This is a genomic window from Burkholderia sp. AU38729 (assembly GCF_020419725.1).
Lineage (GTDB): Bacteria > Pseudomonadota > Gammaproteobacteria > Burkholderiales > Burkholderiaceae > Burkholderia.
On the sequence record NZ_JAIZQO010000011.1, the window covers coordinates 142,831 to 156,694 of the forward strand.

At 66.6% G+C, this 13,864-nt stretch carries 12 protein-coding genes; 8 read left to right on the forward strand and 4 right to left on the reverse strand.

Annotated elements, in window-relative coordinates; translation table 11 throughout:
- Positions 1 to 320 precede the first annotated feature (320 nt).
- From LGM56_RS27470 to LGM56_RS27480, 3 genes are all read left to right on the forward strand, one after another.
- Positions 321 to 821 carry a GNAT family N-acetyltransferase gene (locus tag LGM56_RS27470; RefSeq protein WP_226207253.1) on the forward strand — a complete coding sequence of 167 codons (501 nt, stop codon included), beginning with the start codon at positions 321 to 323 and terminating at the stop codon, positions 819 to 821.
- Positions 822 to 1,094: 273 nt separating this feature from the next.
- On the forward strand, positions 1,095 to 2,690 hold the full coding sequence (locus tag LGM56_RS27475) for a thioredoxin family protein (RefSeq protein WP_226207254.1): 1,596 nt from the start codon (positions 1,095 to 1,097) through the stop codon (positions 2,688 to 2,690).
- A gap of 73 nt (positions 2,691 to 2,763) precedes the next feature.
- Entirely contained in the window at positions 2,764 to 3,129 is a 366-nt protein-coding gene (locus LGM56_RS27480; protein ID WP_226207255.1) for a 5-carboxymethyl-2-hydroxymuconate Delta-isomerase, read from the forward strand.
- A 77-nt stretch (positions 3,130 to 3,206) separates the two neighbouring features.
- Here LGM56_RS27480 and LGM56_RS27485 read toward each other — a convergent pair whose 3' ends face one another.
- Positions 3,207 to 3,470: a DUF4148 domain-containing protein gene (locus LGM56_RS27485; RefSeq protein ID WP_089496017.1), complete on the reverse strand. Its 264-nt coding sequence runs from the start codon at positions 3,468 to 3,470 to the stop codon at positions 3,207 to 3,209.
- Positions 3,471 to 3,717: 247 nt separating this feature from the next.
- Entirely contained in the window at positions 3,718 to 5,121 is a 1,404-nt protein-coding gene (locus LGM56_RS27490) for a GntP family permease (protein WP_089428826.1), read from the reverse strand.
- A 316-nt stretch (positions 5,122 to 5,437) separates the two neighbouring features.
- Between LGM56_RS27490 and LGM56_RS27495 the strand changes: the two genes are divergently transcribed.
- The 5 genes from LGM56_RS27495 to LGM56_RS27515 all read left to right on the forward strand — a co-directional run bounded on the left by LGM56_RS27495 (position 5,438) and on the right by LGM56_RS27515 (position 11,199).
- Positions 5,438 to 6,916: a sigma-54 interaction domain-containing protein gene (locus LGM56_RS27495; RefSeq protein WP_089496018.1), complete on the forward strand. Its 1,479-nt coding sequence runs from the start codon at positions 5,438 to 5,440 to the stop codon at positions 6,914 to 6,916.
- Between the two features lie 57 nt (positions 6,917 to 6,973).
- Entirely contained in the window at positions 6,974 to 7,501 is a 528-nt protein-coding gene (locus tag LGM56_RS27500; RefSeq protein WP_089496019.1) for a BON domain-containing protein, read from the forward strand.
- Between the two features lie 61 nt (positions 7,502 to 7,562).
- Positions 7,563 to 7,835: a hypothetical protein gene (locus tag LGM56_RS27505; protein WP_226207256.1), complete on the forward strand. Its 273-nt coding sequence runs from the start codon at positions 7,563 to 7,565 to the stop codon at positions 7,833 to 7,835.
- A 103-nt stretch (positions 7,836 to 7,938) separates the two neighbouring features.
- On the forward strand, positions 7,939 to 8,238 hold the full coding sequence (locus tag LGM56_RS27510) for an H-NS family nucleoid-associated regulatory protein (protein WP_089475849.1): 300 nt from the start codon (positions 7,939 to 7,941) through the stop codon (positions 8,236 to 8,238).
- A gap of 603 nt (positions 8,239 to 8,841) precedes the next feature.
- On the forward strand, positions 8,842 to 11,199 hold the full coding sequence (locus LGM56_RS27515; RefSeq protein ID WP_226207385.1) for a GNAT family N-acetyltransferase: 2,358 nt from the start codon (positions 8,842 to 8,844) through the stop codon (positions 11,197 to 11,199).
- Between the two features lie 688 nt (positions 11,200 to 11,887).
- On the opposite strand, the gene LGM56_RS27520 is transcribed toward LGM56_RS27515, so the two are convergent.
- Both LGM56_RS27520 and LGM56_RS27525 read right to left on the reverse strand, forming a co-directional pair.
- Positions 11,888 to 12,439 carry a hypothetical protein gene (locus tag LGM56_RS27520; RefSeq protein WP_039349620.1) on the reverse strand — a complete coding sequence of 184 codons (552 nt, stop codon included), beginning with the start codon at positions 12,437 to 12,439 and terminating at the stop codon, positions 11,888 to 11,890.
- 173 nt (positions 12,440 to 12,612) lie between these two features.
- On the reverse strand, positions 12,613 to 13,434 hold the full coding sequence (locus LGM56_RS27525) for an IclR family transcriptional regulator (RefSeq protein WP_226207257.1): 822 nt from the start codon (positions 13,432 to 13,434) through the stop codon (positions 12,613 to 12,615).
- Positions 13,435 to 13,864 lie beyond the last annotated feature (430 nt).

The following is a 13,864-nucleotide window of genomic DNA, read 5'->3' on the forward strand; positions in this document are numbered from 1 at the left end:
GGCGCCCAGTCTAGGGAGGCGGCGTGACGTCGACGTGATGAAGACATGACATCGCATGTCGTGCGTATGACGTTGTGTGCGCAACGATTAATCGGGAAGCGGTGCGCGACGGAATGGGTCAGGAATTACCGATCGGGGCGTGAGAAATCGGTCATATTTTTCCGGTTCGCGATGGAGGGGGTACTCGCGCATCGTTGCGGGTGCAACGGCATCGCATGACGCCCATGTTTCAAATGCGTGAAATCGGATAAGCTCGACACGTTGCTGCGCACGTGTCGCAGCCCGCGCGACTGGCGCGACTTTTCGGAACCGGCCCACCCATGACCGACATCACGATCCGGCACAGCGAGGCGCACGACGTCGACGCGATCCGGCAAATCGCCGCGCATCCCGCGGTGTACGCGAATACGTTGCAGCATCCGTTTCCGTCGCTCGAGAAATGGCAGAAGCGGCTCGACGGCGTGCGCGAGCATGGCGTGAGCCTCGTCGCCGAAATCGACGGCGTGCTGGTCGGCCATCTCGGCCTGCATCCCGAACAGAATCCGCGCCGTCGCCATGCGGCAGGGCTCGGCATGATGGTCGACGCGACGCACCACGGGCGCGGCGTCGGCAGCCGGTTGCTCGCGGCCGCAATCGATCTCGCGGAAAACTGGCTGAACATCACGCGTCTCGAGCTGACCGTGTTCACCGACAACCTTGCGGCTGTCGCACTCTACGAGAAGCATGGCTTCCGGGTCGAAGGTGAATCGCCGGGCTATGCATTGCGCGATGGCGCGCATGCGTCCGTGTATCACATGGCGCGGATCAAGCCGCGGCAGTGAAGGCTCGGCCGACGCGTATCTGACAGCACGCGCGGCCGCGATGCCGCATGTCATATTCATTCGAGAATTCGTTCGTTTTCTGCCGGCTGTGCCCGTCGTATCGTCGAAGGATTTGCCGGCCGCCTCGGCCGGCGTGCGTTTTTCCGAAACGATCATGCGCGGCGTTGCACGTCGGCAGGCTTCATCGTCATCGCTTCATGGCTGTGACTTCCCAGCCATCGCTTCGCGCGCCGCACCTATCCCGCAACCGTCTCTTTCAACGGACCCGCTTCGATGAAAACTGCTCTCCGGAATCTGACTGCCGCCTGCCTGTTCGCCGCCGCGGGTGCGGCGCTTGCCGCTGCCACGCCCACGGGCGCCCCGGCGGCGAGCGCCGCGCCTGATGGCGCGCACCTGCCGCCCGGCATCGCGTGGCAGCACGGCGACGTCGACGCCGCCTTCGCGCTGGCGAAGCGCACCGGCAAGCCGCTGCTGCTTTACTGGGGCGCGGTGTGGTGCCCGTCGTGCAACCAGGTGAAGTCGACGATCTTCAGCCAGCAGGCATTCAAGACGCGCTCGTCGTTCTTCGTGCCCGTGTATCTCGACGGCGATACCGAAAGCGCGCAGAAGCTCGGCGAGCGTTTCAAGGTGCACGGTTATCCGACGATGATCCTGTTCCGTCCCGACGGCACCGAAGTGACGCGGCTGCCGGGCGAAGCCGATCTCGATCGCTACATGCAGGCGCTGTCGCTCGGGATGACGGCCGCGCATCCGGTGCGGCAGACGCTCGCGACCGCGCTGAAGAATGGTGCGTCGCTGACGCCGGACGAATGGCGCCTGCTGGCCGACTATTCGTGGGATACCGACGGCGCGCTGCCGGTGGCGGCCGATCGCGTCGCCGAGACGCTGCAGTCGCTCGCGCAACGCGCACGCGCGGCCGGCGCGAAGGCCGAATCGGCGCGTTTCGCGCTGAAGTCGGCCGTGGTCGCCGCGTCCGACGATCCGGCGCAGGCCGGCGCGCTCGACAAGGCGGCGCTTGCCGATTCGTTGCGCACGGTGCTGCAGGATCCGGTGTTGTCGCGCGCCGACTCGGACGTGCTGGTTGCGGCGCCCGCGCGCGTGGTCGCGTATCTCGGCGGCGACGACGCGCAGCGCGCGAAATTGCGCGGCGCCTATGACACGGCCCTCGCGCGCCTGTCGACCGATACCACGCTGTCGTCGATCGACCGGCTGATGGCGCTGCACGGCCGCGTGCTGCTCGCGCGCGGCGACGCACGCAAGGGGGCACCGCTGGCCGCGCCGGCGCTGGCCGACACGGCGCGCAAGCAGATCGCCGCGTCGGTGCAGGGCGCCGCGAATGCCTACGAGCGGCAGGCGCTCGTCAGCGAAGGGGCCGACACGCTGACCGACGCGGGGCTGTACGACGAGTCGGATGCATTGCTGAAGACCGAGCTGACGCGCTCGTCCACGCCGTACTACTTCATGTCCGGGCTGGCTGCGAATGCGAAGGCGCGCGGCGACAAGGCCGCGGCGCTCGACTGGTACCGCAAGGCCTATGACGCGGCGAGCGGGCCGGCGACGAAGCTGCGCTGGGGCGCGACCTATTTTGCGAATGCGGTCCAACTGGCGCCGGACGATTCGGCGCGCATCGAAGGGATTGCCGCGAGCGTGCTCGCGCAGGCCGACAAGACGCGCGACGCGTTCTACGGCGCGAACCTGCGCGCGCTGACCAAGGTCGTCACGCAGTTGAACCAGTGGCGCGCCAGCGGCGCACACGATGCATCGGTCAAATCGATCGCGAAGCAGTTCGACGGCATCTGTGGGAAACTGCCCGCCGGCGATCCGCAGGCAAGTGCCTGCGCGCGCCTGATCCAGCCGGTCAAGGCATAGATCCGGTGGCACTGCGTGGGCTGTCGGGATGCCTTCCGGCGCTTGTCCCGATACCCACGAGGCCACCGACACCATGCCCCACCTGACGCTCGAATACTCCGCGAACCTCGACGGGTTCGACGGCGCCGCGACCTTGCGCGCGCTCAATGCCGCGCTCGCCGCGTCCGGTCATTTCAACGAGCTCGACATCAAGAGCCGCGCGCTGCGGTTCGATACATTCGCGGTCGGCACGTCGCCGGCGCCGCGCGCGTTCGTCCACGCGACGCTCGCGGTGCTGAGCGGCCGGACGACCGACGTCAAACGTGAATTGTCGGAGCAGGTACTGGCGGAACTGAAGCGGCACGTCGTTGCGCCGCCCGGCACGCACCTGCAGCTGAGCGCGGAAATACTCGAACTGGAACGCGAGTCCTACGCGAAAGCGAGCATCGAGCCGCGCTGAGCGGACGGTGCGGTGCGTGCCGCGCGAGCCGCGAACGCGGCGGTGATGCGCGCACGGCCGGCGGATTCGAAACCGGACTATTGGCCCGTGGAGTACGTGCCGCGATTGCCGTAGCCGGCGCCCGCGGCCCGCGGCGCACCCTGCTGCCGCGCGATCTTCGCTTCGGCCGCCTGAATGCTGGCCGGGTAGAACCAGTCGCTCGGCTGGAAGCCGGCCTTTCTCAGTGCAACCACTTCGGCATGAACTTCGGCGCGCGTGAGCGGCTGGCTGGCTTGCGCCTGCGCGGCGAGGGGTGCGGCGAAGACGGCGGCGACGGCGATGGTGCGGATGAGCGGGTTCATGAGCGGATACCTCCAGGTTTTCGACGGCGCCGATTGCATGCGGTCACCGTTGAAAGCAGTGTAGGCCTCGCCCGACGCGCGAAAAATGCCGCTGCGACCAACGTAGTGTTCTGCTGCGGGTAACAATGCGTGAGCCGGCGAGCGCGCGTGGGCGGCGTGCGGCAGAAAGGGGGGATGGGTGGAGGCGCGGCCGGCCGCATCGACGCGGCCGGCGGGCGGCGGCCCGGAGACGGGCCGCCGCGGGGTGTTACACGAGCCCCGTCGTGTAATACACGGCGATCACGAAGAACACCGCGAGCGTCTTGATGATCGTCACCGCGAAGATGTCGCGATACGACTCGCGGTGCGTGAGGCCCGTGACCGCGAGCAGCGTGATCACCGCGCCGTTGTGCGGCAGCGTGTCCATGCCGCCGCTGGCCATCGCGACCACCCGGTGCAGCACGTCCAGCGGGATATTGGCGGCCTGCGCACCCTTGATGAACAGGTCCGACATCGCGGCGAGCGCGATGCTCATGCCGCCCGACGCCGAGCCCGTGATACCGGCGAGCGAGCTGACCGACACGGCCGCGTTGACGAGCGGGTTCGGGATGCTCTTCAGCGCATCGCTGACGACGAGGAAGCCCGGCAGCGCGGCGATCACGCCGCCGAAGCCGTATTCCGACGCGGTGTTCATCGCGGCGAGCAGCGCACCGGCGACGGCAGCCTTCGAACCGGCCGCGAAGCGCCCGCTCACGCGCTTGAATGCGGTCAGCACGACCAGCACGATGCCGAGCAGCAGCGCGGCCTCGACCGACCAGATCGCGACGACCGTCTTGATCGACGTCGTGACCGGCGCGTGCACGCCGGGCAGCACGTCCGGCGCGACCGTGTACGACGCGGCGCCGTACCACTGCGGAATCAGCTTCGTGAACGCGAAGTTCGACACGCCGACCAGGATCAGCGGCAGGATCGCGAGCGCCGGATGCGGCAGCGACGTGGTCTCGACGCGCTCCGGCTCGTTGACGAGCGACGTGCCGTAGCCTTCACCCTTCGCCATCGCCGAACGGCGGCGCCATTCGAGATACGTGAGGCCGACGACGATGATGAACAGCGAGCCGATCGTGCCGAGCACCGGCGCGGCCCAGGCGGTCGTCTTGAAGAACGTGGTCGGGATGATGTTCTGGATTTGCGGCGTGCCGGGCAGCGAATCCATCGTGAACGAGAACGCGCCGAGCGCGATCGCGCCGGGCATCAGCCGTTTCGGGATGTTGCTCTGGCGATAGAGTTCGGCTGCGAACGGATAGACCGCGAACACCACGACGAACAGCGATACGCCGCCATAGGTGAGCAGCGCGCACACCGCGACGATCACCGCATTCGCACGCGAGCGGCCGATGTAGCGGATCGCCGCATGGACGATCGACTCGGAGAACCCGGAGAGTTCGATCACCTTGCCGAACACTGCGCCGAGCATGAACACCGGGAAATACAGTTTGACGAAGCCGACCATCTTCTCCATGAAGATGCCGGAGAAGACCGGCGCGACGGCGGCGGGTTCGGTCAGGAGCACCGCGCCGAGCGCGGCGATCGGCGCGAACAGGATCACGCTGTAGCCGCGATACGCGGCGAACATCAGGAACGCCAGCGCGGCGAGGACGATCACGAAAGACAAGGGAGTCTCCTAATGGCTTTGGTTGTTGTTCGATCGCGGGACGCGCCGCGGACCGGCTCAGGTTCGTGCAGGTTTCGTGCCATCGGCCGGATTGCACCGCCGGACATGGGTCCGCCGGAGACTGGCGGGCCCGCGCCGGTCGTTGTCTGAGGATTCTACATAAAACGTCTCCATCCGGAGACGAAATGGCCGTTCGGCCAGCCCATGGAATCGGGCAGGGCTTTCCCGGACAACGCATTGCGGCGTGTCTCCAGAGTGAGATAATCCGTCTCGTTCCGGAGACAGCCGGCCCAGAATACACGGAGACGACGACACGATGATGAATGACTGGGCCCGCCTGCCCGTCAACTACGGCGACGTGCTGCGGCGCGCCGCCGAGTCGCTGTTCCGGACCTTCGAGGATTCGAGCGCGGGCACGGTGGTCGTCGATCGCGATGCGCGTGTGGTGTGGATGAACGAGCGGTACGCGGCGCGCTTCGGTTTCGCCGATCCGCAGCAGGCCGTCGGCCTCGACTGCGAGGCCGTGATCCCGAACAGCCTGATGCGCGAGGTCGTGTCGACCGGGCAGCCGATCCTGCTCGACATCATGGAGACGGGCCGCGAGCCGCTCGTCGTCACGCGCCTGCCGCTGAAGAACGAGGCCGGCGAGACGGTCGGCGCGATCGGCTTTGCGCTGTTCGACCAGTTGAAGACGCTTACGCCGATCTTTTCCCGCTACGCCCAGCTTCAGCAGCAGTTGATCGCGACGCAGCGTTCGCTCGCGCAGGCGCGCCGCGCGAAATACACGTTCGCGAGCTTCGTCGGCACGAGCGCCGCGAGCCTCGAAACCAAGCGTCAGGCGCGCCGCGCCGCGCAGGTCGATTCGCCGGTGCTGCTGCTCGGCGAGACGGGCACCGGCAAGGAACTGCTTGCGCATGCGATTCACGCGGCGTCGGCGCGCGCGCTCCAGCCGCTCGTGACCGTCAACGTCGCCGCGATTCCCGACACGCTGCTCGAAACCGAATTCTTCGGCGCGGCACCTGGCGCGTACACGGGCGCCGATCGCAAGGGGCGCATCGGCAAGTTCGAGCTGGCCGATCGCGGCACGCTGTTTCTCGACGAGATCGGCGACATGCCGCTGCCGCTGCAGGGCAAGCTGCTGCGCGTGCTGCAGGACAAGGAATTCGAGCCGGTCGGCTCGAACCGGATCGTGCGCGCCGACGTCCGGATCATCGCGGCCACGAGCGCCGACCTGCCGGCGCTGGTCGCGGCCGGGCGTTTTCGCGCGGATCTCTATTACCGGCTGAACGTGCTGACGATCCACGCGCCGCCGCTGCGCGAGCGCGCGTCCGACATCGCGGCGCTCGTCTACGCGACGCTCGAGGAACTGGCCGCGCAGCACGGGCGCGCCGCCCATTGCGAGCTGACCGACGATGCGCTGCGGATGCTGTGTGCGTATCCGTGGCCGGGCAACGTGCGCGAGTTGCGCAACACGCTCGAACGCGCGCTGATGCTGTCGGACCGGTCGGTGATCGATGCGCGCGCGCTCGCGCCGTTCCTTGGGCCGGTGCGCGTCTCGACGGACGGTGCCGTGCCGGCGCAGCCGCTGGCCGTGGCACCGGTCGAACCGCGCGCGGGCGAGCGGCCTGCTGTGCCGGCCGCTTCGTATGCCGATGCATTGGCGGCGTGGGAGCGCCAGTTCCTGATCGATGCGCTGGCGGCCTGCGACGGGAAGGTGGTGGAAGCGGCCGCGCGCATCGGGATCGGCCGCGCGACGCTGTACAAGAAACTGGCGGCGCTGGGCATCGACCGGTAAGCCAGACGGCCAAGCCGGCGCGCTCGGACGTGAAGCATCGAACAACAGGAGATCACGATGAAACGGATCGGCATCGCAGGGTGGCTGACCATGTGGCTGGCGACCGCCGCGTTCGCGCAGTCCGGCGACACCGATGCACCCGAGGCGCGGCGCAACTGGTACAACGATCCGTTCATCGCGCTGTCGCGGGACGTGGCCGAATGCCCGTTGCCGCTCGGCCCATGGATGACCCGGGCCGAGATGACGGACGACGCGCATTACCGCGCCGAACGCGGCACCACCTGCTGGCTTGCGCATCGCTGCACGAAGCCGAATTCCTATATGTATGACGCACCGATCGCCGATGCCGTGAAGGCGCACTTCGCCGGCTCCGATCGGCTGCATGGCACGAGCCTGTGGATCACCGTGCAGCGACGTTTCATTTACGTCGAAGGATGTGCGGATACGGCGTTCGATCAGCCGGCGTTGCAGCGCGAACTCGAGGCGCTTCCGGACGTCGAGCAGGTGTTCGTTCGCATCACCGACGATCCACGCAAGCGCTTGCCGTACAAGGCGCGCGGGCAACCCGGCCGTACGCCGAACTGACGGCCGAAGGGTCGCGCATGGCATACTCGCGGCATTCAAAAAAAGGTTGACGGGAACCACAATGAAACACATGCTTGCGTCGGTCTGTCGGTGGCCTCGGGCGGCCGTTGTGTTGGCTCTGATTGCAGGGCTCGGCGGGTGTGGCGGCAGCGCGCCGCTGTTCACTTCGGACGGGCGTCCGACTACCCAGGTGCAATGCACCGGTAGCGACTGGAGCAATTGCACCGACAATGCGCGGGCGATCTGCAACGGCGATTTCGAAGTGATTCAGCAATCGAGCGATGACGCCACGCGAAATCTTCTCTTCGCGTGCAAGAAAAAGAGCGGTTATTGATCCCGAGATAACCGGCTGAGGCGGTCACGATCGGGCGAAGTGTTTTTCTGTTGGCTGAGCGTCATCTATTTTTCACGAATAACACTCACGGAGTCCCATCCATATGGCGACCTACAGGCAACTGACCGCGCAGCTCGAACGGCTTCAGCAAAAGATCGACAAGGAACGCGAAAAGGCGATTGCCGATGCGATTGCCGATATCCGCGCGAAAATCGAGGAATACGACATTACGCCGGAAGAACTCGGGTTTCGTCCGGTGGGCGCGGCCGCTGGCGCAGCCAAGCCGAAGCGTGTGTCGCCGCCCAAATATTTGAATCCGAAGACGGGTGAAACCTGGAGTGGCCGCGGGCGCTCGCCGACCTGGCTCGGCAAGAATCGCGAGCGTTTCCTGATCAAGGACTGACTCCCGAAAAACCTCACCTTTCGCGTACTGACTGACGGTGCGAACGGCCATGCGGCCGTCGCACCGTTTTGTTTTTGCGCATTTCCGGCGCGATTCCCGACGGCGTATTGAACTACGACGCCGCGCAATTAACGGATCCCGTTTTGCGAATTCGCTGCGATTCGACGGAATATCGCGGTGAATTCCGGTAAACAGCCGCGCAATTGCGCAGCGCATGCGCATTGGCCTGCGCCATTCTCGTGGTGCACGCATGCTGCGAAATCCGATCACCGTTCGCATGTTGGCGCGTGGCGCCGCGCAATTCCCGAAGAGTCTCACCCTGGCTCCTGTAAATCCTCACCTTTGACGAAGCGGACGCAGCGTCGCGCTGCACGCCTGCACCGTGCGCGCCGAGCGGAGGGGCTCGGCCGGCGCGCGGCGATGGCTTCCGTGCTGGTGTTGCAGGCCCATGATGCGAGCGTTGACGTGGGTCGAACAGTCGGCCGTTCGACATATAGGCAGCCGCATGCGCTTCGCCTATGCTTGGGGTTCGCGTCGATCGGCGTATGGCCTGTCCGTGCCGCATGCCGATCGGGTCGTCTTTCGTTACCGCAGGGAGCCGATGTGACCGTTCGCCATCTCGATGCGTTGTTCCAGCCCAAGTCCGTTGCGGTCGTCGGTGCGTCGTCGCGCGCGGGCAGTATCGGCGCGATGGTGTGGTCGCGCGTGCTCGACGGTGCATTCGAGGGGCCCGTGTGGCCCGTCAATCCGAAGTATCGTGAGCTGCACGGGCATCCGGTCGTTGCCGATGTCGACCGGTTGCCCGCGCCGCCGTCGGTGGCCGTGATTTGCACGCCGCCCGCGACCTGGGCCGGCATCGTGCGCAAGCTCGGCGAGCTTGGCACGCGCGTTGCGGTGATCGTCGGCGAGGCGCGTACCGATGCCGATCGCGCCGCGCTCGATCGCACGCTGAAGGCGGCGAAGCCGTTCGTGCTCCGTATCGTCGGGCCGGGCAGCCTCGGCGTGCTGTCGCCTGCACGGCACGCGCATTTCGGCGCGCCGGCCTATACGGCGCGATCGGGCGGCGTCGCATGGGTGTCGCAATCGAACGCGCTGACGAACGCGGTGCTCGGCTGGGCCGATGCACGGGGCCTCGGCTTTTCGCACGTCGTCGCGCTCGGCGGCGAGTCCGACGTCGATGCGGGCGACGTGCTCGACTATCTCGCGAGCGATCCCGGCACGCGCGCGATCCTGCTCGAACTCGATACCGTGCGCGCCGCGCGCAAGTTCATGTCGGCCGCGCGCGCGGCCGCACGCAACAAGCCGGTGCTCGCATTGCGCACCGGCCGCGCCGATCCCGGCGACGCGCTCTATACGGCGGCGTTCCAGCGCGCGGGGATGGTGCGGGTGGATGCGCTCGACGATCTGCTCGACGAGATCGAGACGCTCGGCGTCGGCCGCGTCACGGCGCGCGGCGCGGCCACGCTCGTGACGAGCGATGCGGGTGTCGCGAAACTCGCGGTCGATGCGGTGGCCGAAGTGCGCGATGTGCTGACCGACTGGTCGCCCGCGGCAACATCTGCGGTGTCGGCGGCGCTGCCGCATCTCGCATCGCCCGCCAATCCGCTGACGCTGGGCGACGATGCGCGCCCCGAGCATTTCGCCGCGGCGGTCAAGGCGCTCGCACCGTTCCCGCAAACGGGCACGCTGTTCGTCGTCCATTCGACTTCCCACAGCGCGCCGGCCGATGCGGTTGCGCATACGCTGATCGAATCACGGCAGTACGCGCATCGCGGCATCCTCGCGTGTTTCTTCGGCGCGGTCGACGCGGCGACGCGCGATGCGCTGCACGCGAACGGCATTCCGGTGCACACCACGCCGCAGCGGCTCGCGCGCGCGTATGCGCGTCTCGTCGACTACAACCTCGGGCGGCAACTGCTGATGCAAACGCCCGAGGGTACGCCGCTGCAGCCGGCCGAGTGCGTGGCATCCGCGCAGGCCGATGCGCGCCGGAGGGTCGAAGCCGGCCAGCATGAACTGACCGGCGAAGCCGCGCTGCGCTGGCTGTCTCATTTTGGCCTGCAGGGCGAGCCTGCCGTCGAGCCGGCCGGAAAGAAAGTCGTCGATGTCACCGTCGACATGTACGACGATTCGAACTTCGGCCCGGTGTTTCGCTATGCCGTGCCGCCCGCGGACGGCGTATCGGCGCCGTTCGTCGTCTATGGCCTGCCGCCGCTGAACACCGTGCTTGCCCGCGCGGTGATGCAGCGCTCGCCGTATGCGCGCAGCACCCCCATCGAGCCGACGCTCGATGCGTTGACGGCGCTGTCGCAGGTCGTCTGCGACGTGCGTGAAGTCGTTGCGATGTCGGTCACGCTGCGCGTGCTGTCCGACCGCGCGCACGTGATCGCGCCGCGCATCACGCTGGCAGCGGGGCGCAGCCGGCTCGCGATCATGCCGTATCCACGCCACCTCGAGCAGACGCTCGAGTGGCGCGGCGAGACGGTGACGATCCGCCCGATCCGTCCGGAAGACGAGGCCGCGCACAACGAACTGCTCGGCGCGATGACGCCGGAAGATCTGCGGATGCGTTTCTTCGGCGCGGTGCGCAGCTTCGATCATTCGCAGGTCGCGCGCATGACGCAGATCGATTACGACCGTGAGATGGCCTTCATCGTGTCGTTCACCGATCTGTCGGGCCGCGACCACACGCTCGCGGTGGTGCGCGCGGTGGCCGATCCCGACAACGAGACGGCGGAGTTCGCGATCGCGGTACGACCCGATCAGAAGGGCAAGGGGCTTGGCCGGCTGCTGATGACCCGCATCATCGATTACGCGCGCTCGCGCGGAACCGCCTGGATGATCGGCGAGGCGCTGCGCGAGAACACGGCGATGATCTCGCTGGCGAAGGCGTGCGGGTTTGCGGTGTCGACGACGGAGGAGCCTGGCGTCGTGGGCTTCAGGATGAAGTTGCAGCCGTAGCGTCTGTCGGCGGCCCGACACGCGGAGACGTTGCATGCGGTGGATGTCTCCGGCCTCCCGGCACGTTCGGCATGTTGCCGGTCAGGAATGCAGAGCATTCGAACCTGCGTCGCGAGCGAAGCAACCGAGAAAGTGTCGGCGCCTGTTCGCAGCGGAAATATCGACGCGCAAATGGCACCGATCCGGCACCGCGAGACGCGTACCGCTTGCCGCGATATACGCTCCGCGCCGCTGTTTCAGACAAGGTGTCGTCACGCATTTACCGCCGCATTCCACCTTCGAAAATTCGAACTTCCCCAAAAGGTGAGACTTTTCGGGAGCTGTCGGTGAGCTTCTCCGGGAAGGTTGGGGTGAGTCGATACGGGAGCGCTTGGTGAGCCGATACAGGAACACTCGGTGAGCCTTCCCGGGAAGGGCCGGTGAGCACCTGCGGGAGCCGCCGGTGAGCCTTTCCGGGGCACATGGGTGAGGATCTGCGGGAAGCGTCGGTGAGGACATCCGGGACGCTTGGGTGAGGGTCTCCAGGAGCCTGGGTGAGCTTATTCGGGAGGGTCAGGTGAGTGCTTGCGGGACGCAAAGGTGAGGCTTTTCGGGAGCGTGCGGATGCACGTCTCCCGCAAGCGTAACGCCGGCCTGGGCCGGCGTTACGCGGGGTGCGGGCACGCATGAACCGTGCCCGTGGCGACATTCAGGCAGCAAGTTTCGACGCTGCGTCGTTCACCTGATCGCGAGAAATCGCGAGTTCCTCGAGGTGCGGATCGGCATAGACGGCGCCGGTTTCGCGCTCGAGGCGGGCGATCGTCAGCGCACAGCGCGCGGTGTCCTTCGGCATTGCGATGAAGCGCTTGACCGATTCGCCGGACGTGAACGCTTCGAACAGCGCGCCGCGCACGTCGTCCGGAAGCGTCTTGGTCCACTGGTACGGCTTGCCGTTGAACGTGATCGACGGCGGCAGCGTGCGCTCCTTCTTGGTCGCCGTGATGAGCCCATAGGTGCGGGCCGCGTCGCCGATCTGTTCGGGCGAGAAGAGTTCGTCGGGCGTGATGTCGAACTGCTCGATGTAGCTCTCGATCGCCTGCATTGCAGCGGTACGATCGTCGCGCTTCTTCTGCGCGCGCGCGACGATATCGCGCAGCTCGTCCGCCTCTTCGGGCGTGATCGTGAAGCTTGCCTGCTTCTGCTGAAGTTCGGAGAAACGCTGGAATTCTTGATCGTTCAGAAGTTTGGCCATGACATCCATCGGACACGACGGCCGCGACAACCGGCCGCCGTAGTTTTTGAGAGGGCCGCTATTTTAGCGTAGCGCCGTGGGCGCACGATATGGCACCGTGCATCGCGCTCCGCAGAGGGGTTGCGCGCGACCGGGGGCAACGCGATAGCGCCGCCGCCGGTGCGCTCCGCCGCGCCTGCGCGTCAGCAGGTCTCGTCGCGGCACATCGACAGATGGGCGGCCGTCTCGCGCACCCCTTCGACGACCGTGTCGACGGACGGCGCCATGTGCGCATCGATCCGGCGCATGTACGGGCAGGTCAGCACCGCGATCGCATGGCCGGACGGCCCGAGGATCGGTGCGGTCAGGTCGGTCACGCCGTACGCCTGACGGCTGTCCTCGCGCAGGTAGCCGTCCTGCCGGATGGACTGGCACGCATACGCGAGTTCCTGCTCGTTCAATGGCGCTTCGCCCTTGACCTTGCGGTGCTCGGCGAGCATGTGCGCGCGCTGCTCGGCACCCTGGAACGCCAGCATCACGCGCCCCGATGCCGTATCGACGAGCCCGACACGCGAGCCGAGCCGGACCGACACGCCCCACGGGCCGGGCCCGTCGACCTGCGCGATCACGAGCAGGTTGCCGCGATCGTAGACGGACAGGTGGCACGATTGCTCGGCGGAATCCGCGAAACGCTGCATCGGCGGCAAGGCCTCGGCGATCAGCCGGCTCATCGGCGGATGGCGGTGCGCGAGCGAGAACAGCTTGAGGCTGAGCGTGTAGCGGTCGCCGCCGGTCGAGCGCATCACGTAGCGGCGCGCGACGAGGCGTTCGAGCATCCGGTAGATCTCGCTCGCGTTGCGGCCGAGTTCCTTCGTGATTTCGGTGCGGGTGAGGCCTTCTTTCTGCTCCGACAGGAGTTCGAGAATGTCGAGACCCTTGTCGAGCGCGGGTGCGCGATAGCGGTCGATTGCGCCCATCGATTCCCGTGCGTCGCAGCCGGGAAGCAGGTCGTTGGTTGTTTGCATTGTCGGTGTGAAGTTGGGGGATTACTTTCGATCGATTGGCGACGCACGCTGACCGATTCTGCAACACGCTTGTGTCGAGCCCGCGTGTGGCGACGAACGCCATCCGTTTGAGCTTAACAACAAACATTTAGTGTGCAATGCAGCGTCTTTTTACCGATCGTTACCGGATAAGAACGGATCGATTCCTGTTCGGGATGACAGGGAAGCCCCGAATACCCGGTATTCATGACAGGTGGCACCGGTTCAAGGTATCCGAAAGGAAATCGGGCGGTGGCGCTGCCCGCGATGCTGCGCCGCAGCGCCGGCGGGCGCACCAATAGTCGGTATCCGTCGCGCGTCATTTCACGGCGCGCGGCCGATGGTACAAAGGCTGGCGGGCCAGCGACGGTGCGGCCGCGTGTGAAGCCGGCCGGTACGGGCCGGACCATGT